26 protein-coding genes are annotated in these 23183 nt (G+C 60.3%); 7 read left to right on the top strand and 19 right to left on the bottom strand.

Annotated features, from left to right (window positions below):
• Positions 1 to 6: 6 nt before the first annotated feature.
• The 15 genes from accB to CIC07_RS10245 form a co-directional block, all read right to left on the bottom strand.
• Positions 7 to 495 (bottom strand): acetyl-CoA carboxylase biotin carboxyl carrier protein, encoded by a 489-nt coding sequence (gene accB, locus CIC07_RS10315; protein ID WP_076356556.1) that lies wholly within the window; start codon positions 493 to 495, stop codon positions 7 to 9.
• Between the two features lie 223 nt (positions 496 to 718).
• Positions 719 to 1489 (bottom strand): SpoIIIAH-like family protein, encoded by a 771-nt coding sequence (locus tag CIC07_RS10310; RefSeq protein ID WP_076356558.1) that lies wholly within the window; start codon positions 1487 to 1489, stop codon positions 719 to 721.
• Between the two features lie 299 nt (positions 1490 to 1788).
• Entirely contained in the window at positions 1789 to 2445 is a 657-nt protein-coding gene (gene spoIIIAG, locus CIC07_RS10305) for a stage III sporulation protein AG (RefSeq protein WP_327205379.1), read from the bottom strand.
• 34 nt (positions 2446 to 2479) lie between these two features.
• Positions 2480 to 3268: a stage III sporulation protein AF gene (spoIIIAF, locus tag CIC07_RS10300; protein ID WP_076356562.1), complete on the bottom strand. Its 789-nt coding sequence runs from the start codon at positions 3266 to 3268 to the stop codon at positions 2480 to 2482.
• 33 nt (positions 3269 to 3301) lie between these two features.
• Positions 3302 to 4549, bottom strand: coding sequence for a stage III sporulation protein AE (spoIIIAE, locus tag CIC07_RS10295; protein WP_076356564.1), 1248 nt, complete (start codon positions 4547 to 4549; stop codon positions 3302 to 3304).
• A 7-nt stretch (positions 4550 to 4556) separates the two neighbouring features.
• Positions 4557 to 4952 (bottom strand): stage III sporulation protein AD, encoded by a 396-nt coding sequence (gene spoIIIAD / locus CIC07_RS10290; protein ID WP_049867187.1) that lies wholly within the window; start codon positions 4950 to 4952, stop codon positions 4557 to 4559.
• A gap of 32 nt (positions 4953 to 4984) precedes the next feature.
• Entirely contained in the window at positions 4985 to 5188 is a 204-nt protein-coding gene (gene spoIIIAC, locus CIC07_RS10285) for a stage III sporulation protein AC (RefSeq protein WP_048748439.1), read from the bottom strand.
• Between the two features lie 13 nt (positions 5189 to 5201).
• On the bottom strand, positions 5202 to 5720 hold the full coding sequence (spoIIIAB, locus tag CIC07_RS10280) for a stage III sporulation protein SpoIIIAB (RefSeq protein ID WP_076356566.1): 519 nt from the start codon (positions 5718 to 5720) through the stop codon (positions 5202 to 5204).
• On the bottom strand, positions 5717 to 6724 hold the full coding sequence (gene spoIIIAA, locus CIC07_RS10275; protein ID WP_076356568.1) for a stage III sporulation protein AA: 1008 nt from the start codon (positions 6722 to 6724) through the stop codon (positions 5717 to 5719). The genes spoIIIAB and spoIIIAA overlap by 4 nt, the downstream gene beginning before the upstream one ends.
• Before the next feature lie 99 nt (positions 6725 to 6823).
• Positions 6824 to 7090, bottom strand: a complete 267-nt coding sequence (locus CIC07_RS10270) for a YqhV family protein (protein WP_076356570.1) — start codon at positions 7088 to 7090, stop codon at positions 6824 to 6826.
• 419 nt (positions 7091 to 7509) lie between these two features.
• Entirely contained in the window at positions 7510 to 8763 is a 1254-nt protein-coding gene (locus tag CIC07_RS10265; protein ID WP_076356574.1) for an aspartate kinase, read from the bottom strand.
• A gap of 124 nt (positions 8764 to 8887) precedes the next feature.
• Positions 8888 to 9445: an elongation factor P gene (gene efp, locus CIC07_RS10260; RefSeq protein WP_076356576.1), complete on the bottom strand. Its 558-nt coding sequence runs from the start codon at positions 9443 to 9445 to the stop codon at positions 8888 to 8890.
• 109 nt (positions 9446 to 9554) lie between these two features.
• Positions 9555 to 10628, bottom strand: a complete 1074-nt coding sequence (locus tag CIC07_RS10255) for a M24 family metallopeptidase (RefSeq protein ID WP_076356578.1) — start codon at positions 10626 to 10628, stop codon at positions 9555 to 9557.
• A 34-nt stretch (positions 10629 to 10662) separates the two neighbouring features.
• Entirely contained in the window at positions 10663 to 11118 is a 456-nt protein-coding gene (gene aroQ, locus CIC07_RS10250; RefSeq protein WP_076356580.1) for a type II 3-dehydroquinate dehydratase, read from the bottom strand.
• Positions 11119 to 11192: 74 nt separating this feature from the next.
• The gene (locus CIC07_RS10245) at positions 11193 to 11732 is read right to left on the bottom strand and encodes a YqhR family membrane protein (protein WP_076356582.1); all 540 of its coding nucleotides are present in this window, start codon (positions 11730 to 11732) and stop codon (positions 11193 to 11195) included.
• 215 nt (positions 11733 to 11947) lie between these two features.
• Here CIC07_RS10245 and CIC07_RS10240 point away from each other — a divergent pair, with 215 nt between their 5' ends.
• Positions 11948 to 12901 (top strand): DUF1385 domain-containing protein, encoded by a 954-nt coding sequence (locus CIC07_RS10240; RefSeq protein WP_076356584.1) that lies wholly within the window; start codon positions 11948 to 11950, stop codon positions 12899 to 12901.
• A 60-nt stretch (positions 12902 to 12961) separates the two neighbouring features.
• Entirely contained in the window at positions 12962 to 13282 is a 321-nt protein-coding gene (locus tag CIC07_RS10235; RefSeq protein ID WP_076356586.1) for an MFS transporter, read from the top strand.
• Between the two features lie 67 nt (positions 13283 to 13349).
• Here CIC07_RS10235 and mntR read toward each other — a convergent pair whose 3' ends face one another.
• Positions 13350 to 13772, bottom strand: a complete 423-nt coding sequence (gene mntR, locus CIC07_RS10230) for a transcriptional regulator MntR (RefSeq protein ID WP_076356588.1) — start codon at positions 13770 to 13772, stop codon at positions 13350 to 13352.
• 178 nt (positions 13773 to 13950) lie between these two features.
• On the opposite strand from mntR, the gene splB reads away from it, so the two are divergent.
• Positions 13951 to 15009 carry a spore photoproduct lyase gene (gene splB / locus CIC07_RS10225; RefSeq protein WP_076356590.1) on the top strand — a complete coding sequence of 353 codons (1059 nt, stop codon included), beginning with the start codon at positions 13951 to 13953 and terminating at the stop codon, positions 15007 to 15009.
• Between the two features lie 8 nt (positions 15010 to 15017).
• Here splB and CIC07_RS10220 read toward each other — a convergent pair whose 3' ends face one another.
• From CIC07_RS10220 to yidD, 3 genes are all read right to left on the bottom strand, one after another.
• Positions 15018 to 15728 (bottom strand): cytochrome c biogenesis CcdA family protein, encoded by a 711-nt coding sequence (locus tag CIC07_RS10220; RefSeq protein WP_076356592.1) that lies wholly within the window; start codon positions 15726 to 15728, stop codon positions 15018 to 15020.
• Between the two features lie 71 nt (positions 15729 to 15799).
• Complete coding sequence (metG, locus tag CIC07_RS10215; protein WP_076356594.1) at positions 15800 to 17797, bottom strand: methionine--tRNA ligase; 1998 nt, start codon at positions 17795 to 17797, stop codon at positions 15800 to 15802.
• A gap of 382 nt (positions 17798 to 18179) precedes the next feature.
• Entirely contained in the window at positions 18180 to 18389 is a 210-nt protein-coding gene (yidD, locus tag CIC07_RS10210) for a membrane protein insertion efficiency factor YidD (protein WP_076357096.1), read from the bottom strand.
• A 244-nt stretch (positions 18390 to 18633) separates the two neighbouring features.
• Here yidD and CIC07_RS10205 point away from each other — a divergent pair, with 244 nt between their 5' ends.
• The 4 genes from CIC07_RS10205 to CIC07_RS10190 all read left to right on the top strand — a co-directional run bounded on the left by CIC07_RS10205 (position 18634) and on the right by CIC07_RS10190 (position 22776).
• Positions 18634 to 19626, top strand: coding sequence for a Gfo/Idh/MocA family protein (locus tag CIC07_RS10205; RefSeq protein ID WP_076356596.1), 993 nt, complete (start codon positions 18634 to 18636; stop codon positions 19624 to 19626).
• A complete protein-coding gene (locus CIC07_RS10200; RefSeq protein WP_094248010.1) occupies positions 19623 to 20570 on the top strand; it encodes a helix-turn-helix transcriptional regulator in 948 nt (315 codons plus the stop codon). Before CIC07_RS10205 ends, CIC07_RS10200 begins: the two co-directional genes overlap by 4 nt.
• Positions 20571 to 20638: 68 nt before the next feature.
• The gene (locus CIC07_RS10195) at positions 20639 to 21766 is read left to right on the top strand and encodes a Gfo/Idh/MocA family protein (RefSeq protein WP_076356600.1); all 1128 of its coding nucleotides are present in this window, start codon (positions 20639 to 20641) and stop codon (positions 21764 to 21766) included.
• A gap of 170 nt (positions 21767 to 21936) precedes the next feature.
• On the top strand, positions 21937 to 22776 hold the full coding sequence (locus CIC07_RS10190) for a helix-turn-helix domain-containing protein (RefSeq protein ID WP_159442432.1): 840 nt from the start codon (positions 21937 to 21939) through the stop codon (positions 22774 to 22776).
• Positions 22777 to 23183: the final 407 nt, after the last annotated feature.

Below are 23183 nucleotides of genomic sequence, written 5' to 3'. Positions count from 1 at the left end.
CTGTCATTACTCCGGACGGACGCGGAACAGCGGCTGGCCGTATTCCACCAGCTGGCCGTTCTCGACGAGCACCTCGACGATTTCTCCGCGCACTTCGGCTTCCAGCTCGTTCATCAGCTTCATCGCCTCCAGAATGCAGACGATGCTCTTGTCGCTGACCTTGCTGCCGACGGTCACATATGGAGGGTTGTCCGGGGAAGAGGAGGTGTAGAAAGTGCCTACCATCGGAGACACGATGCTGTGGAGCTTCTCCCCTTCGTTCGCGGAGCCCGCGGATGCGTCCGGCGCAGCCTGAACGGCTGCGGCGGCAGGCTGCGGCGTCGTTTGCGGCTGGGTATATGTAGGAATTTGGGGCGCGCTTTGATAAACGACCGTTTCTGCTTTGCCGGGCTTGCGGATCAGCAGGCGGGTTCCTTCGTTCTCGATTTCAAGTTCCTGCACGGAAGTTTGGTCGATCAGTTTGATCAGTTCTTTGATTTCGCTAAGCTTGAACATGTAATTCACTCCTTAGGGCGGGTACGGGGATCGGAATAACCCCTGGCTCTAATTGCTTGCCGGACGGAACAGCGGGCTGAGCCCTCCATGCGGCCATGACGTACTGTATTATAGCACAAGCCCTATTCTAACACGAGAGGTCAATCGCCGGGCAGCGAAGCTTCCCCTCCGCAAAGAAAAAGAAGGCTTCCCGGAACGATCCGGGAAGCCTTCTTGCGATCCGTCATGGGAGGTACTTCACGAGCACGCTGCCCGCGCTGACATTGAGCGAAGTGCTCACTTTCGCTATGATGGAGGCCGCCTCGCTTCTTTGCAGCTTCTCGCTTTGGACAACGACCGTCACCGCTCCGTCGTTCTCGTCGATGACGACGTTTTTGAAGCTCGCTCCGAGATCCTTGCGCAGGCTCTCGATCTTGTCCTGGCGGCTCTCGAACTGGTCGAGCTCGGCCAGCGCCTTGGCGGAGCCGTCCGCCGTCTGGTTCGGATCGTTTACTTTTTTCATGATGCCGTCATACAGCTTGCTCACTTTATCCTGGCTTTTTTCGCTCAGCTGGGTGAACTGGCCGGCGGCCGATCCCGCTTCGAATTGCTGGAGAACCGCTTGGTCCTCGGGGCTGATGCCCGCATCCGCAGAAGTTTCCTTCGCTCCGTCCTTCGCCTCGGATGCTTTCGTCTGTCCATCCGTTTTTTGTCCTGCCGCATCCGTGCCTTCCTTGCTGCCGGAATCCTTGACGCCGTCCGCAGCCGCGCCTGCATCCGTTTTGCCTGCGGAATCGGCAGCCGGAGCTTCATCTCCTGGCGTGACGACCACATCCTGCACCTCAACGCCTGCGGCGCCGGATACTTCCGTCGCGCCGGAAGCCGCTCCTTGCGTTTGCGCCGTGTCCTTGAGGGCGCTCTGTCCCGAATTGTCCGTGAACAGATAGTAAGCGGAGAGAATGACCATCAGGCTGAGCATGGATACGAGCCATACCGTTTGACGTTTCGAATTCATTGTCTTTGACCTCCTTAAAATGGTGTACCATTGGGGCTGGATTTGGATTTGGATTTGGATTTGGATTTGGATTTGGATTTGGATTTGGATCTTGTTTTGGATTTGGATCTTGTTTTGGATTTGGATCTTGTTTGGGTTTCGGATCCGGTTTTGGTTCGGATCCGGACTTGGCCTTTGATCTGGCCTTTGATCTGGCCTTTGATCTGGCCTGGTCTCGGATTGGTTCCGGATTCACTCAAGCGTCAGTCCTTGCGCGGATTCCTGCGCTCGCGCCGCCGGCACAGGCCGTCCTGGCGGGATCAGCCCGTCTTGCGCGGGACGATCGATATAGCCGAGAGGGGAACATCCATCCCCTTCTCCACCGCCTCGGTCATGATCCGCCTCACGGCTGCATTTTCCGCCCCGTTGGCGACGACCAGCACTCCGCGGATTTTCGGCTTGATGATTTTGGTCACGACCGGCTTCTGCTCTCCGGACACTTCATACATGACGATCTTGCCGCTGCTCGTCACCTGGGTCATGTGGCGCTTGCCGCCGTTCTTGTCGCTCTCATCCGTCACCGACTGGGAGTTGTTCGGATCCACGCCCCACACCATCTCTTCCGTCGAATCGACGGTGACGAGCACTTTCACGGTTCCGACGCCGACAATCTGCTCCAATATCTCCTTCAGCCGGTTCTCCAGAGGCTGCTCGATGCTGGAGAAGTCCGTTCCGTCAGGGGACGTCTTGCCGATGAAGGCGCTCTGGTCGCCGCCGGAGCCGGGAGCTGGCGGATCGGCTCCCTGATGGGTGCCGGTCGTGCCGACCTGGCGGAAATCCAGCAGACTGCCGGCAATCATGAGCGCCGCTCCGATGCATCCCAGAAGCAGAAGCCATCTCAGCGCCTTGACGCGGCCCGGCCCTGCGGGACCGCCTCCGGCCAGCTGCTCCAGCTTTTCCAGCCATTTGCCCACCATCGCCCCTCCTCTCCGCCATGCTCAATCCATCTCTTCATTCCGTCTCCGCCCATACTTGAATCTGCCGGTCTTGCAATCCCCAGCCGGCCGCGACCAGTCTCCTGATCTCGGCAGCGGCCTGAGCCGGGGCTTCGGTTGGACTGCCGCTTCCAGCCTCTGTTCCTTCCCCGGAAAGCATCGTGCCGCCATCTTCAGCGCCCGGCTGCTGCTCCAAGGGAGCCATAGCCGCTTCCGAGGAGACGCCGCCGGAGGAGGCATCCCCGGCTTGAACGCGGAGGGGATCCACCCTGATGTCCACCGGAGCGACTTCGCCCGCTCCCGCAGCCTTGCCGTTGTCCGCTGGAGACGACGATGGATTCCCGCCCGCTGCCGCCAGCGTGACGACGACGCCGGACACCGTTCCGTTGCCGCTCCCATCCCAAGACACCGTGGCAGCCACCGAAGCGACGCCGAGCCCGGTCTGCTGCTCGACAGCCGCCTTCACCTCGGATTCGAGCTTCGTCCGCGCCAGCTCCGCCGCCTGCTGTCTGGAGCGGCCCGATGTCTCTTCGGCCTTCCGCAGGATATCGTCCAGAGAAGGCATCTTGACGTTGGAGTCCTGCACTTCGCGGTCCCAATCCTTGATGCTCTCGCTGAGCTGCCCCTGGATGTCTCCCTGCGCCAGCTTCAATAGAGGAGTCAGAATGACGAGCAGGACGATCAGGCCGGTTACAAGCCTCGCGTAACGCTGCATGGACTTGTTCGGAAGCAGCAGGTCCACGATGGCGGCGAGCAGAATGACGGAAATGACATCCTTGAGCCAGGAGCTGAACCAGCCCAGCATCGGCTTCGACTCCTTTCATCCACGCTGCCGGCCTCAACGCATCATGATCATCGCATTGCCCGCCGTCAGTATGATGGTGACCGCCAGGAAGAACATCAGGCTTACCGCCGCAAGAGCTCCGAACACGAACAGCATTGTCTTCCCGATGGTCAGCAGGCAGGTCGTGATCGGGCTGGAGCCGAGCGGCTGCAGGACGGCGCCGCTGACATTGTAGATGGCGGCCAGCGCCAGAATCTTGATCGCGGGGAAAGCGCACAGGAACAGGAGGATGATGACTCCCGCGAGCCCGACCGCATTTTTGGCCATCATGGATGCCGATATGACCGTGTCGGCCGCATCGGAGAACGTCCTTCCTACGACCGGCACGAAGCTGCCGCTGATGAATTTGGCCGTTCGCAGCGTCATTCCGTCCGTCACGCTTCCGGCGGCTCCCTGGACCGAGATCACTCCCAGGAAGATGGTCAGCATGACTCCGAGTATTCCCGCTCCAGCCGTCCGCAGCAGATTGGCCAGCTGCGTCACTTTGAAGCGGTCGCTCAGAGAGCTGGCGATATGGAGGACAGCCGAGAAGAAGAAGAGCGGAAAAACGATCGTATAGATCAGCGTTCCGACCGTGTTGACCATGAAAATGATGACCGGATGAAGCAGAGTGACGGTCGCGACGCTTCCCGTGCTGGCGATCAGCGTCAGCAGCAGCGGAATCATCGCCATCATGAACTGGATCATGGACTCGATCGCGTCCCTGGCGTATCCGATCGCCACGTGGAAGCTGTTCACCGCAAGCACGATCAGCACCATGTAGGCGACCGAGTAAGCGACCTGGCTGACCATGTTCCGCTCGAATGCCGATTGAAGCGTCTGCAGGATGCTGCTGAATATCGCCAGGAGCACGATGGAGACGAGCAGCTTGCCGTTGTAGAGCACCTCATGCAGCAGCATCTTCATCAAGCCGCTCAGCACCGTCCCGAGCTTGAGGCCATCGCCTCCGGGGGTGATCATCTCGACGAAGCTCGGCATGGATCCGTCCGGAAAATAACCGCCGTACTCCGTGACCAGCTTGTTCCAGTACGCTTCAACCGTATCCGTCCCGTAGGCTTGCGCCTGCTCCTTGGCCAGCTTGTCGTTGAGGTCCGCGGCCGCCTTGGAGCCGTCGTCTTGGCGGGCTTCCTGCAAGGAAGGCTCCGCCGGACCGCTTGCCGCCCAGGCTGTCGTCCCCGACACGGCCACCCAGATGACGAGACTGATTCCGATTGCCTGAAGCCAACGCATCAGCAGCCGCATCGCCGCATCACCCCCCCGCCGGCAGCAGGCCGACCACGGTCTCCACAATGACGTTGATGATCGGGACGGCCATGACGAGAATCAGCACCTTGCCGGCGAACTCCACCTTCGAGGCGACGCTCTCGGCTCCGGCGTCGCGGATGATCTGCGAGGCGAACTCGGCGATATACGCGATTCCGATCATTTTGAGAATCGTCTTCAAGTACACCGAAGGGATGCCGGAGCGTTCGGCCAGCTGCTGCATCGTGCCGATGACGGCATCGATCTTGCCCAGCATCATGAGAAAGATGAATACCCCTGTGAACATGGCGAGCAAAAAAGCGAACAGCGGCCTCTGCTCTTTGAGCACCAGCATGAGAATCGCGGCGAGCAGCCCGATTCCCGCGATTTGCACAATTTCCATAATCCATTCTCCTGACCCGCGGAATGCCGCCGCTACTGGAACAGGAAGATCGTCTTGATTTCCTGGAACAGCTCGTTGAGCATCCGGACGACCATAAACAGTACGACGACGAATCCGATCAATGTCACCCAGTGCGCCATGTCTTCTTTCCCCATCTGCTTAAGCACCGTGTGGATCATGGCCACGATGATGCCGATGCCGGCGATCTGGAAGATGGCGCTGATATCCATGGTCATGTACTCGGCACCCCTAAACCATCAAAATGACGACCAGTGCGGCAATGAGAATGCCTAGCGAGCGGGACAGCTTCTCGTAACGCGCCTGGTCATCCCGGGCACCGTCTTCTTCCGCCTGCATCTGCTGCTGCGCGAGCCGGAGATGCTTCAGCTGGTCTTCGCGGTCGCTCATTCCCAGCGTGGAGCCGAGCCGCCTCAGCGTCGCCAGCTCCGTCTTCCGCATCGCGGTTCCCGGCCAGCAGCCGGCCAGCGTTTCTTCCCAGCATGCTTCGAAAGCAGGGGCATCCGCACTTTCCAGCCTGTCCGCAGTCAGCCGGAAGATCGAAGCGGCAGGCTCCGCCATATGGGCGCCTGTACGGCGCATCGCTTCCGGCAGCGGCGTGTAGCCGTAGCCGATCTCGGTCTCGAGGCGCTGCAGGCCGTGGATGAGCTCGCGCAGCTGCCTCGGACGCTTGGCGAAGCGGGCCGCCTGCAGAAATCCGATCAGCGTGCCGGCAAGCAGGATAAGCACGGCACCGGCTGCCTTGATCATGTTCCCGCCCCCTCTGGAGCCCGAGCCCCAGTCGGCTCTCTGGCCGTCGGCGCAGCGTGCTGGAGCGCGACGACCCGAGCCTCGAAGCCATTCCGGCTTCTTCCGAGAATGACGCAGCGGCTGAACGCCCCGTCATGCAGCAGCTCCCGGAGTATTGGCCTGCCCCTCGCTTCCTCGAGGCTGGAGGCGTGGGCGGTCGCCACGACCGCGACTCCGGAATGGGCCGCCTCCCGGACGGCCGCCGCATCCTCCGCCCTGCCGATCTCGTCGGCCATGATGACTTCCGGAGACATGGAGCGGAGCATCATCATCATCCCTTCCGCTTTCGGACACGCATCCATCACATCCGTCCTGGGACCGACATCGAAGGAAGGCACCCCTTTGACGGAAGCGGCGATTTCCGACCGCTCGTCCACGATCGCCACCCTTCTCCCCGGCCATCCCGCCATTGCGGGATCGGGCCACTTGCCCGAGCTCACGATGCGGGCGAGATCCCTCAGCATCGTCGTCTTGCCCATTCTCGGCGGACCGATCAGCAGCGTGGAATGGATGCTGCGCCTCGCCGGATCCGCCAGCTGCTGAGCCAGCTTGTCTGCCGCGCCGACCGCTTCCCTGGCGATCCGGATGTTGAAGCCTCCGATATCCCGGATCGCCTTGACGTCGCCCCGCTCCAGGACGGTCCGGCCGGCCAGCCCCACCCGGTGGCCTCCGGTCACGGTGATGTAGCCCTTCCTGAGCTCTTCCTCCATCGCGTACAGCGAATGCCCGGTCAGCCTGCCGAGCAGCTTGCGGCATAGCTCGCCGGAAGGCCTGAACGCCTGCTGCGGGTTGCTGCTCCATCCGCCGTCCTCCGTCAAAAATCCCGATCTGCCCTGGCTGACGATTTCCAGCGGCCGTTCCTCCCGGATCCGGATCTCTTCCAGACCCGCATGCACGGAATCAGGCAGCCGGCGAAGCCGCTCATAAAGCTCCGGCGGCAACAGATGCGAAATCAGCTTCAACATTGGCGTCCACTCCTTCCTCCGCATGTCCTATACCCTATTTGTATGCTTGTCTGGACGCATTATGCCGCTTGCTATCAAGAGGGTTCATAGACTTGCAGACTATTTCTTGAAAATCCCGATCAGCAGGCAGCCGATTCCGACCGCGATCCAGGCCAGCTTGGCAGGCGAAAGCCTGTCCGACAGTCCGATCAGCCCGACCGCCGTCGTCGCGAGCAGAACGACCGGCCCGACGAACGCAAGCGAGGAATTGATGACGAGCGCTTTATCGATCTGATTGAGGCGCAGCATGAGAAGAGCCGCCATGATCTCGATGGAGCCCGACAGCAGGCGCAGCGAAGCCATCGTAGCTACAACTTTATTCAACATTCCGACCCCTTCTTTCCATCTTCGTATAACCAAGCCTATGCCGGCTTGTCTTCAAATATGGCAAGCCCTATGCTTTGTTGGACATGTGGAAGCGTTCAAAGAAGAAGGAAGGCGGCAGCCGTTTCGGAGCCTATGATTGCAGGGGCTGCATGCGAAGGGAGAATGCGGCAAGGCTTGCCTGGAAGAGAATGGTTGGCGTGGAGTGGAATCGGAATCTATCGACGCTTCCGTTCATTCTATCGATCGGGCTTGCTGAAGGGCTGTTCAAGGAAAGCACATCCGATAGAATCGCAGAACCGGCGGGCAGCTCCGAATCGGCAGATTGACCGGGCTTGCGGCGCGGCAGCCCGATCGTCCACAGGCTGAATGCAAAAAAACTCCCTCAAGCGGCCGCTTGAGGGAGTTCGGGCTGGCGATGGCTATCGGCGCTCGGAAGGGCCGCCGACAAAAACCTGGTCGGCCGTATCGAGGCCGTAAGCCGTATGAAGAGCTCGGACCACATCCTGCAGAGGACCCGACTCGATGACGCAGGAGGTTTTGATTTCGGACGTGCTGACCATCTTGATGCTGACGCCGAGCTCGGCCATCACGCGGAACATCCTGGCCGCAACGCCCGGGTTGCTGACCATGCCCGCGCCTACGATGGAAACCTTCACGAGCTCGTCCTCGGAAGTCGTCTCGCGGTAAGGAACGGCGGAACGGTTGCCCTCGATAATGGCAAGAGCCTTGTCGCGGTCGCCTCTGCCGATCGTGAAGCTGAAGTCGGCCTTGCCGCCCATGACTCCGCTCTGCACGATGATATCGACATTGATGCCGCCGTCGGCAAGCGCTCCGAACACGCCTGCAAGCACGCCAGGCACATCCTCTACGCCGAGAATGCTGATGCGGACGACATCCTTGTCGAATGCGATGCCGCTCACTACGATTCCTTGTTCCATGACCGCTTCCTCCTTGACCGTCGTTCCTTCGTTGTGGTTGAAGCTGGATCTGACGACCAGCTTGACGTTGTACTGCTTCGCATACTCGACCGCCCTCGGGTGCAGCACCGCAGCGCCGAGGTTCGCGAGCTCAAGCATCTCGTCGTAGGAAATCTCGTCCAGCTTGCGCGCGTTCTTGACGACGCGCGGGTCGGTCGAGTAGATGCCGTCCACATCCGTGAAAATCTCGCATACATCGGCCTGCACCGCGGCCGCCAGCGCGACAGCCGTCGTGTCGGAGCCGCCGCGGCCGAGCGTCGTGATCTCCCCGTCCTCCGTCATGCCCTGGAAGCCGGCGACGATGACGATCTGCCCGTCATGGAGCGCCTGGTGGATCTTGTCCGGCCGGATATCCGTGATCCGCGCCTTGGCGTGGACGCTTTCCGTGCGGATTCCCGCCTGCCACCCCGTCATCGAGACAGCCTGCCGGCCAAGCCCATGTATGGTCATCGACAGCAGGGCGACCGATATCTGTTCCCCCGTCGTGAGCAGCATATCCATCTCGCGGGCTGGCGGGTTCGGATTCAGCTCCCTGGATCTGTCGATCAAATCATCCGTCGTATCCCCCATCGCGGATACGACGACGACGACCTTATGCCCCGCATCCCTGTTCTCCACAATCCGCCGCGCGACTCTCTGCATCCGTTCCGTCGTGCCGACCGAACTGCCGCCGAACTTCATCACGATCAACGACACCGCTGTTCACTCCCAACCATTAGCTGATTATACAAGTACCGATTATATCACATTCACGCTTTAAAGAGATAGAAGATAAACAAAAAAAAGGCCGCCCGCCGGCGGCCTTGACAGAGAAGTGGAACTAAGCGCGGGAAATGTAGCGGCCCTCGCGGGTATCGATCAGCAGCTGGTCGCCTTCGTTGATGAAGAGCGGCACCTGAACCGTGTAGCCGGTTTCGAGCGTCGCGTTCTTCGTAGCGCCTTGAGCCGTGTTGCCTTTGACGCCGGGCTCGGTTTCGGTTACCTTCAGATCCACGCTGTTCGGGATCGAGATGCCGATGATTTCGCCTTTGTAGCTGGAAATGTTGACGTTCATGTTCTCTTTCAGGAAGTTGATCTCCCATTCCAGCTGCTTCTTGTCGAGATTGAACTGGTCGAACGACTCGTTGTCCATGAACGTGTACTCCGTTCCGGAGTTGTACAGGTATTGGACTTCGCGGTTCTCGACATGGGCGCGGCCAAGCGACTCGCCTGCACGGAAGGTTTTCTCCACGATGTTGCCGTTGCGGAGGTTCTTCAGCTTGGAGCGGACGAACGCAGCGCCCTTGCCCGGCTTGACGTGCTGGAATTCGATGACGCTGAAAATGTCGGTATCCACTTCGATGGTAAGGCCTGTCTTGAAATCGTTCACTGAAATCACGGGTGATTCCTCCTGTAAATGGGTGATGCGGAAACGAAGCTTCCGCTTGGACGCTGCGATCGGGAGACTTAGTGTCCAAAAGCCGAAGCATGCCGCTTCGGCTGTCGGGCTAGCTCAGGATAATAAGTTCCTTCGGCGAAGCTGTCAATATTTGAATCCCGTTCTCGGTGATGACGATGTCGTCCTCGATGCGGACGCCTCCGAACCCTGGAATGTAGATGCCCGGTTCCACCGTTACCACCATGCCGGGGGTCAAAACGTTGTCGCTGCGCTTGGACAGGTTCGGCTTCTCATGCACTTCCATGCCGAGTCCATGTCCAAGGCTGTGGCCGAACTGGTCGCCGTAGCCATGCTTGGCGATGACGTCGCGCGCCAGCGCGTCGGCCTCGATGCCGGTCATTCCCGGGCGGATGTTCGCCAGGGCGTGCAGCTGGGCTTCAAGCACGATCTCGTAGATCTCGCGGTGCTTGGCCGACGGCTCGCCTACGGCGACCGTGCGGGTCAGGTCCGAGCAGTAGCCGTTGTACAAGGCGCCGAAGTCGAGCTTCACGAATTCGTTGCTGCCGATGACGCGTCCGCTCGCGACCCCATGCGGGAGCGCCGAGCGTTCGCCGGAGGCGACGATCGTGTCGAAGCTGGACGATGTCGCGCCGCGGCTTCTCATGAAGACTTCCATTTCAAGCGCGACATCGGATTCCTTCATGCCGGGCTTGATCAGCCCTTTGATATAATCGAAGGTCGCGTCGGCCAGATCGGCCGCTTCCTGCATGACCGCCAGCTCCGAGGCATCCTTGACGGCCCTCAGGCTTTCGATGATGCCGGCTGCGGGCACAAGCTCGATCGCACCGAGAGCCTGTCCCCAGCGGACATAGTTGGAGTAGACCGTGTGCTCCTGCTCGAAGCCCAGACGCGTTATGCCTTCCGCAGCCAGCAGCTCGCGGACGGATTCCATATAATCGGCTGCATGCTCGACGATCTCGAACCCTTGCACCTGCTCCGCTGCCTGCTCCGTGTAGCGGAAGTCGGTCAGAAACCAGCTCTTCGCGGACGTGAGCAGCACCCAGCCCGAAGATCCGGTAAATCCGCTTATGTATCGCCGATTGTACGGGCTGCCGATAAGCAGCGCTTCCAATCCCTGTTCCTCAAGCTTGCCCCGCAGCTTCTCCACTCGTTGCTTCGTCATCGCGGCTACCTCCTCTAATCCAATCAAACTGCCTTTAGCTGCCTTGGCCGGACGGCTTGTCCAAATGATTCAGCAAGGCATGCAGCCCAAGCACGTAGCTGTAGGCGCCGAAGCCGGCGATCTGCCCGACGGCGGATGCCGCCGTCACCGACTGGTGCCGGAACGCTTCCCTCTTGTGGATATTGGACAAATGCAGCTCGACCGACGGCACCGGCACCGAGCTCAGCGCGTCGCGGATCGCATAGCTGTAATGGGTGAGGGCTCCCGGGTTGATGAGAATGCCGTCCACGCTGCCGAAAGCCTCATGGATGCGGTCGATCAATCCTCCCTCATGGTTGGACTGGAAGAAATCCAGCTCCGCGCCGAGGCGGGAAGCCTCCTCGATCATCATGGCCTTGATTCCATCCAGCGTCGTCGTTCCGTATACGCCCGGTTCCCGGATTCCCAGCATGTTGAGGTTAGGACCGTTAAGTACGAGAATCTTGCGCATTACCGCACCTCCAAAAGCCAAAAGGCTACTTGCCATTCTACCATAAATGACATGCCCTTGGAAGTGCGCGTCCGTCAGCCTCCTCCCGCCGGCTTGCGCTTCGGCTCGCGCGAGGCCTCGTCCGTGAATTCGAACGCGATCGTGTACCCGATGAACAGCCCCCACACCACATAGAGGCTGAGCTCCGTGAAGATGCTGTTCCAACCGAGAACCGTCACCGGCTTCACCATTCCGAGGAGCGGACCGAAGGCCAGGAACAGCAGCGTCCACCAGAGCAGTCCGTATACAAAGCCCGCCCACGGACCGGAAAAGCGTCCCAGCAGAAGCTTGTACAGGCAGGCGGCAACAATGGAGAAAACGATGAAATGCCCGATGCCGACGGCATGCCCCCAGCCTGTGACGAGGAAGGAATGCTTGAAGAACGGCTCCGCCAGCATGGCGGGCAGAACCTTGGTGAACCGGAACGTATAGAGAAGCCAATGGGCGAAGCCCCATATCAGCCCGGCCCAAAACCCGAGCTGCAGGCAGTATGTCCATGCGTTGGTCGTATGTTTGCCATACTCGCTTTTGTCCATGCCTTTTCCGCGGTCCGATGCCGCCGCTGTCGCGCTCATTTCGATCGCCTCCTTGAAATGTCCGCCTTAGTATGCGCCAAATTCCATTCCGGCTAACCGTCTTCCAGGTCGGCGAAGGTTAGCGGATGCCGAGAGAGGCAGTCTGGCATTCCCCATTGCCATCAAGTACAATGGAAACAGGATTCCAGTTGCCCCGCAGGCTGCACCCAGCCTGAAGCGGGCGGAAGTTTGAACAAAGGGAAGGTGAATGTCCGTTGCCAGAAGCGAGCACATCCATTTACGGCGGACAAGCTGTCATTGAAGGCGTCATGTTCGGCGGCCGCAACGTCAATGTCACGGCGGTACGCCGCAAGAACGAAGAAATCACTTTTTACGAGGTTCCGAGCGCGGGCAAGAAGCCCTGGTACCAGCCGCTCAAGAAAATTCCGTTTGTACGCGGAGTCATCGGCATTCTCGAGTCCAGCGCCAAGGGCTCTCAGCATCTGAACTACGCCCTGGAAGCCTATGCCGAGGACCAGCCGGAGGAAGCCGGAGCGGCAAAGGACGAAGCGCCGAAAAAGGAAGGCTGGAGCCTCTCCATGATCGTCGGCGTCGCCGTCGCGGGCATTATCAGCTTCGCCGCCGGCAAGCTCATCTTCACCCTTGTGCCTGCTGTTTTGGAGGATTGGCTGTTCAGCCATATGTTTACCGGCGTGTTCCTGCACAACCTGATCGAAGGCGGAATCAAGATCATCCTGCTTCTGGCCTACCTGTACCTGATATCCCTGACGCCGCTCGTCAAGCGCCTGTTCCAGTATCACGGCGCCGAGCACAAGGTCATCAGCGCCTACGAGGACGGGGCGGAGCTGACCGTCCGCAGCGTCCAGAAGTATACCCGCCTGCATTACCGCTGCGGCAGCAGCTTCATCATTTTCTCCGTCATCGTCGGCGTGATCGTCTATTCCTTCTTCAGTTGGGATAACTTATGGGAGAGGATCTACATTCGCATCCTTCTCCTTCCTGTCGTGCTCGGCGCATCCTACGAGGTGCTGCGCTGGACGAACGCCCTGCGCGAGGTTCCGGTGCTGCGCTATCTCGGCTATCCCGGGCTGTGGCTGCAGCTGCTGACGACCAAGGAGCCGACGGACGACCAGGTCGAAGTATCCATCGCCTCCTTCAACCGGATGCGCGAGCTTGAGCGGGAAGTCAACGTGAAGACGGCTGTCTGACCGTCTCGAGACCGAGAGCATCCCGAAGGGGAGCATCGTCAATAGAAAGGGCGGATTTGCATGCGTCGCAACAGGGTCAACATATGGACGGCGGTCATTGCCGTGCTGGTTGTGGTCGGACTGGGGAGCAGCCTTTCCCGCAATCCGTTCAGCCTTCTCCTTCCAGCCGTCATTCTTGGCGGCATCTTCGCCTTCTATTGGTTCAGTCCCGCCCGCAAGAAACGAGTCGTCAAGCCGAGCCCCCGCCATGCCGGAAAAGGAGGACGCAACGAGCCTTCCCGCTTCAAATCGGCCTCCGCCAAAGCGCGCGGACGCAAGCCGTCCCCGTTCCGGGTCATCGACGGCGGCAAGGACGAGGACGGCATGCCCAAGTATCATTGAACAGGAAATCAAATAACGGCAGGCGCGGAATGTACCCATTCCCGCCTGCCGTTATTTGATTTGGGCTCTATTCGGACTCCAGCTCGCTGCGGATGCTTCGGAGCGTCTCCAGCCTCGACTCGTCCCGGCGGAAATACTCCACAAGCGTCTCGATGCAGGTGATGGAATCCCAGCTGAGATGATGCTCGATCCCCTCGACATCCTGATAGATATTGGCTTCCTGGACTCCGATGACCTCCAGGAACTGCTCCAGCAGATGATGGCGCTCCATCAGCCGCTTGCCCATCTTCTTGCCCTTGGCCGTCAAGATGAGGCCGCGATATTTCTCATAGATCAGATACTGGTCCTTGTCCAGCTTCTGAATCATTTTGGTCACCGAGGATGGATGGACCTCCAGCCCTTCCGCGATATCCGACACGCGGGCATATCCCTTTTCCTCAATCAGCTTGTAGATCCGTTCCAAATAATCTTCCATGCTCGGTGTAGGCATGAAAACCCTCCTAACCTGCTGGGCGCCTCCACGCTCCGGCGCCACGCTCCTTAGTATCATACAACGCGCCCCGGCCGCCTGCAACTTGCGCCACCGGGATTTCCCTTATTGAAAAGCTTGCTTCCATGCCAAACTAACCCCGAGCCATCATCCATCCTTCCCGAGGAGGCATGCCGTTATGAGCACTGTCATGGAACGTCCACGCACCAACCGGCCCGACGTCTTCGTGCCCGAGCTGGTCTATTTCGAGCCGGACTCGCTGAACTATCCCAAGGGGAAGCGGATCCATGAATGGGCGGTCAAGCAAGGACTGCCCATCCGCATGACGACATCCCACAACCGAATCACCAACCTGCCCGGCGATTCCGAGCTGGAGCAGTACAAGATCGCCAAGCGGACGCTCGTCGTCGGCATCCGCAAGACGCTCAAGTTCGACCAGTCCAAGCCTTCCGCCGAATACGCCATCCCGATCGCGACGGGCTGCATGGCCCATTGCCACTACTGCTACCTGCAGACGACGCTCGGCGCCAAGCCTTACATCCGCGTATATGTGAATACCGACGAGATCATGGACGCGGCCAAAGGCTACATCGAGGAGCGCGTGCCGCAGCTTACCCGCTTCGAGGCCGCCTGCACGAGCGATCCCGTCGGCCTGGAGCCGATCACCGGCTCCCTCCGCGAGCTGATCGAGTTCATGGCGGACCAGGAATGCGGAAGGCTGCGGTTCGTCACCAAATTCCACCATGTCGATTCCCTGCTCGATGCCCGCCACAACGGCCATACCCGCATCCGCTTCAGCGTCAATGCCCGATATGTCATCAAAAACTTCGAGCCCGCGACATCCAGATTCGAGCAGCGGATCGAAGCGGCCGGCAAAGTCGCTGCCGCCGGTTATCCCGTCGGGTTCATCATCGCCCCGATCATCTGGCACGAGGGCTGGCAGGAAGGCTACGCCGAGCTGCTGGAGAACCTGGCCAAGACGCTGCCCGCCGGGATTCCCGATCTGACCTTCGAGCTCATCCAGCACCGCTTCACCAAGACCGCCAAGGCGACGATCGAGAAACGCTACCCGAAAACGAAGCTCGAGATGGATATCGAAAAGCGCAAGTACAAATGGGGCCGCTGGGGCCAAGGCAAATACGTCTACCCCGATGAACAGGCAAATGCGCTGCGGATGTTCATATCCGAGCGCATTTTCGAGCACTTCCCTGAGGCGACGATCGATTATTTCACTTGATCACAGGATCAGAACCGCAGCCATTCCGGCGTGATGCCATTTAAATAGATCGTGATGACCGACATCTTGTTCGTGAACAGCAGCACGCCCATCACCAGCATCAAGGCGCCGCCGATCTTCATCAGAACGGACGAATAGCGGACGATCCACCTCGTCGAGCCGATGAAGAAAGCAAGCACGAAAAACGGAATCGCGAAGCCGAGCGCATAAGCGGTCGTAAGGCCGAACCATGTCCCCGGGTCGGAAGCCGCAAGAGCCAGGATCGCCGCCAGAATCGGCCCGACGCATGGCGACCACCCGGCGGAGAAGCCGATGCCGAAGATGAACGATCCGAGATAGCCCGACTTCAGCTTCACCGGCATTTTGAAGTCCCGCATCAATGCCCTCGGCTGGAACAGCCCGATCAGGAACAGTCCCATGAGCATGATGAGGATGGCGGACAGCTGCCGGATGAGGTCCTGGTAATCGGCGAACAGCTCGGCGAAGCGGTTCGTCCCGTAACCGAGCGTGTAGTATACCAGCGAAAATCCGAGAATGAAGAACAGCGTATGGCTCATGGTCCGGCGCCGCACCTCGCGGCCGGGATTGTCGCTCTTGAGCTCGGTGACCGATATGCCCGTTATGTACGATAAATACGAAGGGTAGAGCGGCAGGCAGCATGGCGACACGAAGGACGCGATGCCTGCGGCGAATGCCAAGCCGATGTTCACGCTGGACATGGGTTGGACCAGCCTCCCTTAATGGATGCAGGATGCGGGGCTGTCGCCCGCATCCTGCTTTTTGGTTCGAATCATTTGACGATGGCGCCGTTCGGCATGGAGTCGGGCACCGTCGCCAGCGTCAGCTGGTCGCCGGCGGATGCGGCGAGGATCATTCCCTGGGACAGTTCGCCGCGCAGCTTGACCGGCTTCAGGTTCGTGACGCAGATGACTTTGCGGCCGACCAGCTCCTCCGGCTTGTAGAACTGGGCGATGCCGGAGACGACCTGCCGCTGCTCGTAGCCGAGATCCAGCTGCAGCTTGAGCAGCTTGTCGGCCTTCGGCACCTGCTCGGCAGCGATCACCTGACCGACGCGCAGCTCGACCTTGGCGAACTCGTCGATGCCGATCTCTTCCTTCGGCTCCGGGGCCGGAGCCGAAGCGGCCGGAGCGGAAGCGGATTCCGGCTTGGCTTCGCCTGCCGGCTCCTCTTTCTTGCCGCCTCCCCCAAGAATGGCGTCGGCGATATAAGCGATCTCCTCCGGCGCATCCAGACGAGGGAACAAGGCGCTGCCCTTCGAGACGCGGGTTCCGGCAGGCAGGCCGCCGAACGAGCGGACCGATTCCCACGCGGCTAGAGCTTCGTTCTCCGCGCCGAGCTGGCGGCGGATCTCCTGCGGTGCGCGGGTCATGAACGGCGTCAGCAGAATGGAGACGATGCGCAGCGATTCCGCCAGATGGTACATGACGGAGGCGAGCTCGCCGCGGCGGGCTTCATCCTTGGCGAGCACCCATGGCTGGGTTTCGTCGATGTACTTGTTCGTGCGGCTGATCAGCTGCCAGAGGGCGGACAGCGCGACCGAGAACTCCATGCGCTCCATGGAAGCCTCGACCGACGAGACGACCTCGGCGGCGAGCGCCTGCAGCGGCCCGTCGAATTCGGTCACGGCGCCGGCATAGGCCGGAACCTCGCCTCCGAAGTATTTGTCGATCATCGCCACCGTGCGGCTCAGCAGGTTGCCGAGGTCGTTCGCGAGATCGAAGTTCAGCCTTTCCACGAATGCCTCGGGAGTGAACGTTCCGTCCGAGCCGAACGGCACCTCGCGGAGCAGGAAGTAGCGGAAAGCGTCGAGTCCATAGCGCTCCAGAAGGACGACAGGATCGATGACGTTGCCCTTGGATTTGGACATCTTGCCTTCCTTGACGAGCCACCAGCCGTGGCCGAACACCTTCTTGGGCAGCGGCAGGCCGAGAGCCATCAGCATGATCGGCCAGTAGATCGTATGGAAGCGGACGATCTCCTTGCCGACCAGATGCACGTCGGCCGGCCAGAACCGGCGGTACTGGGAATCGTCATCCGAGCCGTAGCCAAGCGCGGTGATATAGTTGGAGAGCGCGTCGATCCATACATAGATGACATGCTCGGGATCTCCAGGCACCTTGATGCCCCATTCGAACGTCGTCCGCGACACGGCCAGGTCCTCTAGGCCGGGCTTGATGAAGTTGTTGATCATCTCGTTCTTGCGGGATTCCGGCTGGATGAAATCCGGATTCTCTTCATAGTACTGCAGCAGCCGGTCGGCATACTTGCTCATCCGCAGGAAGTAGCTCTCCTCCTTGACCAGCTCCACGGGACGCCCGCAATCCGGGCATTTGCCGTCCACAAGCTGGCGTTCCGTGAAGAAAGACTCGCATGGTGTGCAATACCAGCCCTCGTACGTTCCTTTATAAATGTCGTCTTGGTCGAGCAGCTGCTTGAAAATCTTCTCGACCGGCTTCTTGTGGCGCTCCTCGGTCGTTCGGATGAAGTCGTCGTGGCTGATCTCGAGCTTCTTCCACAGCTTCTGGATCTCTCCGACCGTTCCGTCCAGGAATTCGATCGGCGTCATGCCGAGCTCCTTGGCCGTGCGCTCGATCTTCTGGCCGTGCTCGTCGGTTCCCGTCAGGAACTTGACGTCATAGCCCTGCGCCCGCTTGTAGCGCGCCATCGCGTCGGCGGCAAGCGTGCAGTAGGCATGGCCGATATGGAGCTTGCCGCTCGGATAATAGATCGGTGTCGTAATGTAATAGCTGTTGTTGTTCTCTGGCATGGGAATCCCTCCGGATCGATATGGACATGCAAAAAAGCTCCCGTCCGCTATGGGACGAGAGCGGGAGCGCTTCGTGGTACCACCCAAATTCCTTCCCTGCCTCGGGCTCGAGGCGGACGGGAAGCTCTAGTGAAGCCGTTCCTGGAGGAACGGCAAGCCGCTAACGCCGGCTGCGCGCGTCCGTACCTTGCGGCTTCAGCACCAGGCTGCTGCCGTTCGGAGCGGAATCCTCCGGGACCATCTTCGTTCCCCGCTCCCGGCCGGCTTGCACCGTCTTGCCCGGCTCTCTGCTGCGGCAGCTGCGGAAACTACTCTTCCCTTCATCGGGTAAGCTGTATTTGTCGTAATCATACCGAAACGACCCTGTGCATGTCAAGGAAGCTCATGGCACGGGATCGTAGCCTCCCGGGTGGAACGGATGGCAGCGCAGGATGCGTCTTGCCGCGAGATAGGAGCCCTTGGCCGCGCCATGCTTCTCGACCGCCTCCAGCGCATACTCGGAGCAGGTCGGATAGAAGCGGCAGGTCGGCGGCTTCAGCGGCGATATGAATTTGCGGTAGAGATGAATGGGAGCCTGCACGGCTCTTCTCATGCTCATGCCTCCGCCCTCCTTCCCCAGATGTCAGCATCTCCCAGCCTTCAACGCCTGCCGGGGAGATTTCGCCTTCCTTCTATTTTGAGGCATATCCATTCCGGAATCAAATCGGAGACAGTGTCGCTATTTTGCATATCGAATGTCATATTTGTATACTGTTCGTCGTCATTATCCTATGTTACCTTAAAGCCATGTCGCATTCTTATAGTCTGCTTCCATAATGAAAGGGGACCTTTCCGCTATGATTCGAATCGCAAAACTCAGCTTCTGGCATGTCCACGCTTGGGAATACACGGGCTATGCAAACGAGCATCCCGGCACGCAAATTACGGTTGTATGGGATGAAGTGCCCTCACGCGGCCAGGAAGCCGCCGACAAGCTCGGCGTTCCGTTCGCAAGCAGCCTGGACGAAGTGCTCGCGCGCGACGATGTCGATGCCGTCATCGTGGATGCGCCGACGACAATGCATGCCGAAGTGATGGTCAAGGCGGCCAAAGCCGGCAAGCATATCTTCACCGAGAAGGTCGTTGCTCCGACGTCCGCCGAGCTGGACGAAATTTTGAAAGCGGTTCAAGAAGCGGGAGTCAAGCTGACCGTCTCCCTTCCCCGTCTCAACGACGGCTATACGACCGCCATCCGCGAAGTGCTGGAGCAAGGGCTGCTCGGCAAGCTCACGCTTGTCCGCGTCCGCCTCGCGCATGACGGCGCCTTGGCCAATTGGCTGCCGGAGCATTTCTACTCGGCGCAGCAGACGGCGGGCGGCGCGCTCATCGATCTCGGCTGCCATCCGATGTATTTGACCCGCCTGTTCCTTGGCGGCATGCCGGAGAGCCTAACCGCAACGTACGGACATGTGACCGGACGCGAAGTCGAAGACAACGCCGTTGCCGTCCTCTCTTACGCGGATGGAGCGATCGGCGTCGTCGAGGCCGGCTTCGCCAGCAAGCATGCTCCCTTCCAGATCGAGCTGTTCGGCACGGAAGGAACGCTGCTGTACGGCAATCCGGACGACGTCATCAGCGTGCGCAGCACGAAGCTTGAAGAGCAGTGGAAGGAGATTCCGCTCGGAGCCAAGCTGCCGAATGCGTTCAGCCAATGGGTCGGACATATCGAGAACGGCACCGAAGGCGAGGAAAACATCGCTCTCGCTGCCGATCTGACGAGGCTGATGGAAGCGGCGAACCGCTCCGCAGCCGAAGGCAAGCGGATCGACCTGGCCGGCGCAGCGCAATGAGAACGCCGGGTTCCAAGCCGTTTCCTTACGCCCCGATGATGGAGAAGCGGGATGGCATGGACCGGCTGGAGCTTCGGTTCCGCTGGGGAGCATACCGGCTTCGGGTGCTGCACTTTCATCTCGCCTCCTTCCCGGAGGATCGTCTCATCCGCTACCACAAGCATTCGGAATATGAATTTCATTTCATCGCCCGCGGCTCCGGAACGCTGTCACTCGAGGACAGCGATCATGAATTCCGCGAGGGCATGTTCTATCTGACCGGCCCCGGCGTGCTCCACCAGCAGCTGGCGGGCCGTCCGGACGGTACGGAGGAGCTCAGCCTGCATATCGACATCGTTCCGATCGAGGATGAGCCCTCCGCCTCCGGGGAGGACAAATGGGAGCGCCAGGAAGCGGCGAACTGCATCGCAGCCCTGGATGCGCTCGGACCGCAGCCCATCCCCGACCGCTGCCAGGCGATGCCCTGGTTCCTGACGGCTTACAAAGCCGTCCAGGAGGCCGAGCCCGGCTGGGGCACGACGGTGAAGCAGGCGGTCATCCAAATTCTGCTCCGAGCCGCCCGCGCCCCTTTGCAGCCGCTGCCGCAGGTCGCCCATCCCGAACGGGACATGTCGCTCTACCGCTACCAGCTCATCACCCGCTTCATCCGGGACAACTATTCCAGTCCCCTGTCGCTGCAGGATGCGGCCGACCGCATCCATGTCAGCAGCCGCCAGCTGCAGCGAATCATGAAGGAGCAAGGCGGCGTCTCGTTCAGCGATTATCTGGAGCGCTGCCGCCTCGAACAGGTATGCGAAGCGCTCGCCCGCAATGGAGGCTCCATCGAGCAGATCGCGGCCGAAACCGGCTTCCAGAGCGGCAGCTACCTCCATTACGTATTCCGCAAGAAATTCGGCCTGACCCCGAGCCGCTACCGGGAACAAATGCGCAGCCAGTCCGTGTAGAGCTGGCCGCCCATCGCAGATTCGCAGCGCCGCCGGCTTGGCGGCGCCACTCGGAAGGAGAGAACCCTTTGTCCACATCGACCATTCGAATCGGCATCATCGGCAGCGGCGGCATCGCCGGCTCCCATGCCGCCGCCTACAAAACCATCCCGGGAGTGGAAATCGCCGCCGTCGCTGACGCCATCCCCGGCAAAGCATTGGAGTTCATCCGCAAGCATGACCTCATCGGCACCGCCCCCTTCGACGACTATCGGGAAATGCTCGCGATGGATCTCGACGGCATCAGCGTCTGCACGCCCAACACGGCCCACCGCCAGCCGACCGTCGACTCTCTGAACGCGGGCAAGCATGTCCTGCTGGAGAAGCCGATGTCCGTCACGCTGGAAGAGGGGCTGGACATGGTGAAGGCTTCGCGGAGCAGCGGCCGCATGCTCACGATCGGCTTCCAGCCTCGCTACGACCCCAACATGAAGCTGATCCAGGAGATCGTGCGCTCCGGCAAGCTCGGCAAGGTCTACTACGTCGAGACCGGCGGCGGCCGCAGGCGCGGCATGCCTGGAGGCACGTTCATCCGCAAGGAGCTGGCAGGCGCGGGCGCCATGGCCGACATCGGCTGCTACTCCCTGGACATGGCCCTCAACGCGCTGGACTATCCGAAGCCGCTCACCGTCTCCGCCAGCACGTTCAACCATTTCGGCCGCAATCCTCTCTATCACGCCGAGGCCGACAAGTTCGACGTCGAGGATTTCGGAGCGGCGATGATCCGCTTTGAAGGCGATCTGACGCTCCACTTCAAGATCAGCTGGGCGATGCATCTGGACTCTCTCGGCACGACCAACTTCCTCGGCACCGACGCCGGACTCAAGATCACCCCGTTCGGCTCGGGCAACTGGTCCGGCGTCTGGGACGGACGCGTCGGCAACATCGAGATGTTCCACGACTTCATGGGCGGCCAGACGAGCACGAGAATTCCGCTCGTCGACCATCAGCTCGACCTGTTCCGGGAGAAGGTCCGGGACTTTGTCGATGCGATCCGCGAAGGCCGCGGCGCTCCGATTCCGGGCGAGCAGATCTTGATCCAGCAGGCGATCATCGACGGCGTCATCCGCTCCGCCGAGCAGCGTGCGGAAGTAAGCGTCGAAGTGCCGGACTATGCCGGAGGAGCTCCCGAGGACCAGCAGGCGGAGCCGGTCTGAGCCTATCCTACCAAACGCGGAGCTGAGATGCGCTCTAGACGGGCCAAGCTGCTGCCGCCCTCTCGCTTGAGGCTACGAGGAAGCCATTCGTCTCCCTATCCTTGCAGATGCTCGATCCGTTCAGCGGACGGCAGCGCCTCCATTTCCGAAGAAAAGGTATGGGATTTCTCATGGGAACCGGATTTATCGATGATGTCACATTCTTCAGCTCCCGCACGCCGAGTGAAGAGGATCGGATAGGCCAGTTCAAGTCCCATAGCCATGCGGCGGCAGAAATCACGCTCCTGATCAAGGGCGAAGGGTACTATGCCTCCGGCGAGCAGAACGCAAGGGTGTCCGGCGGGAGCATGATCCTCATCCCCGCGGCAGCCCCGCACAGCTACGTATGCATCAAGCATTGGGAGGGCTATTCCCTGCATCTGCATGAACTGGAGATGCCGGCTTACCCGCAGTACCTGTTCCAGCAAGCCTTCGCCCAGCGCACCGGCCCCATTCTCAAAGCCAGGCTCACCGGCGTCCACTTGGAGCGGGCAGCAGGGGCGATGAAGCAGCTGGAGCAGGAATGCCGAGAGCCGAGCTCCGAGGAATTTCTGCCGGATCTGCTGCGCAATTCCCTGGAGACGCTGCTCCTGGCCTTCCACGTCTGCGCGGCCGGCAGCGCCGTGGCGGAGCCGTCCGGCGATACCGGCGAGGAGCAGCTCATCAAGGACGCGATCAAGCAGATCCACCAGCAGTACCATACGTCGCTCAAGGTATCGGATCTGGCTGCGAGCCATTACCTGTCCGAGAGCATCTTCCGCAAGAAGTTCGCGGAGCGGACCGGCCTCTCGCCCAAGCAATACATGATCTCGCTTCGGCTGCAGGAAGCCAAGCGGCTGCTCCGGCTGTCCCCGAAGCCGGTCGAGTTCATCGCCTCGGAGGTAGGCTTCAGCAGCTCCAGCCGCTTCCACGACCTGTTCGTCAAGAACGTCGGCATGACTCCTCTGGAGTGGCGCAAGGAAGGCCAGTGAGGCTTGCGTTTTATCCGCATCCTTTCGGCATTTGGTTTCCAGGCTCCGTTTTGATCGAGCCGCTGAACGATGGAGACAGGCTGTCCGGTCCTTTTGGCCGGACGGCCTGTTTTTGCGTCCGCATGCCTTCTCCCGCCAAGCCATGGATTGAAGCTTGCGCCCCGCCGGCAGGGCAGACAGGGCATGTCACCGGTTTCCCATTCTCAGCCTTTCAACTTCATGATCCTTGCCGATTCTCCATTCCTTTTGCTGCGCTCTGCCTGATTTTCCAATTCCCTTGCTCCCCGCTCTCTCATTTGTTCTACGCACACTCTTTTATTCCATCTCCCTGCTCCCCCGGCCTCCTATATTCTCCCATTCTTCTATTATTCTCCGCCTTCCCTTCTCTCTTCTCCTCATCTCCCTTT

Origin of the sequence: Paenibacillus sp. RUD330 (assembly GCF_002243345.2) — a bacterium.
GTDB lineage: Bacteria > Bacillota > Bacilli > Paenibacillales > Paenibacillaceae > Paenibacillus_O.
The sequence above is the reverse complement of the archived record's forward strand: the minus strand, read 5'-3'. Positions and strand labels throughout refer to the sequence as shown.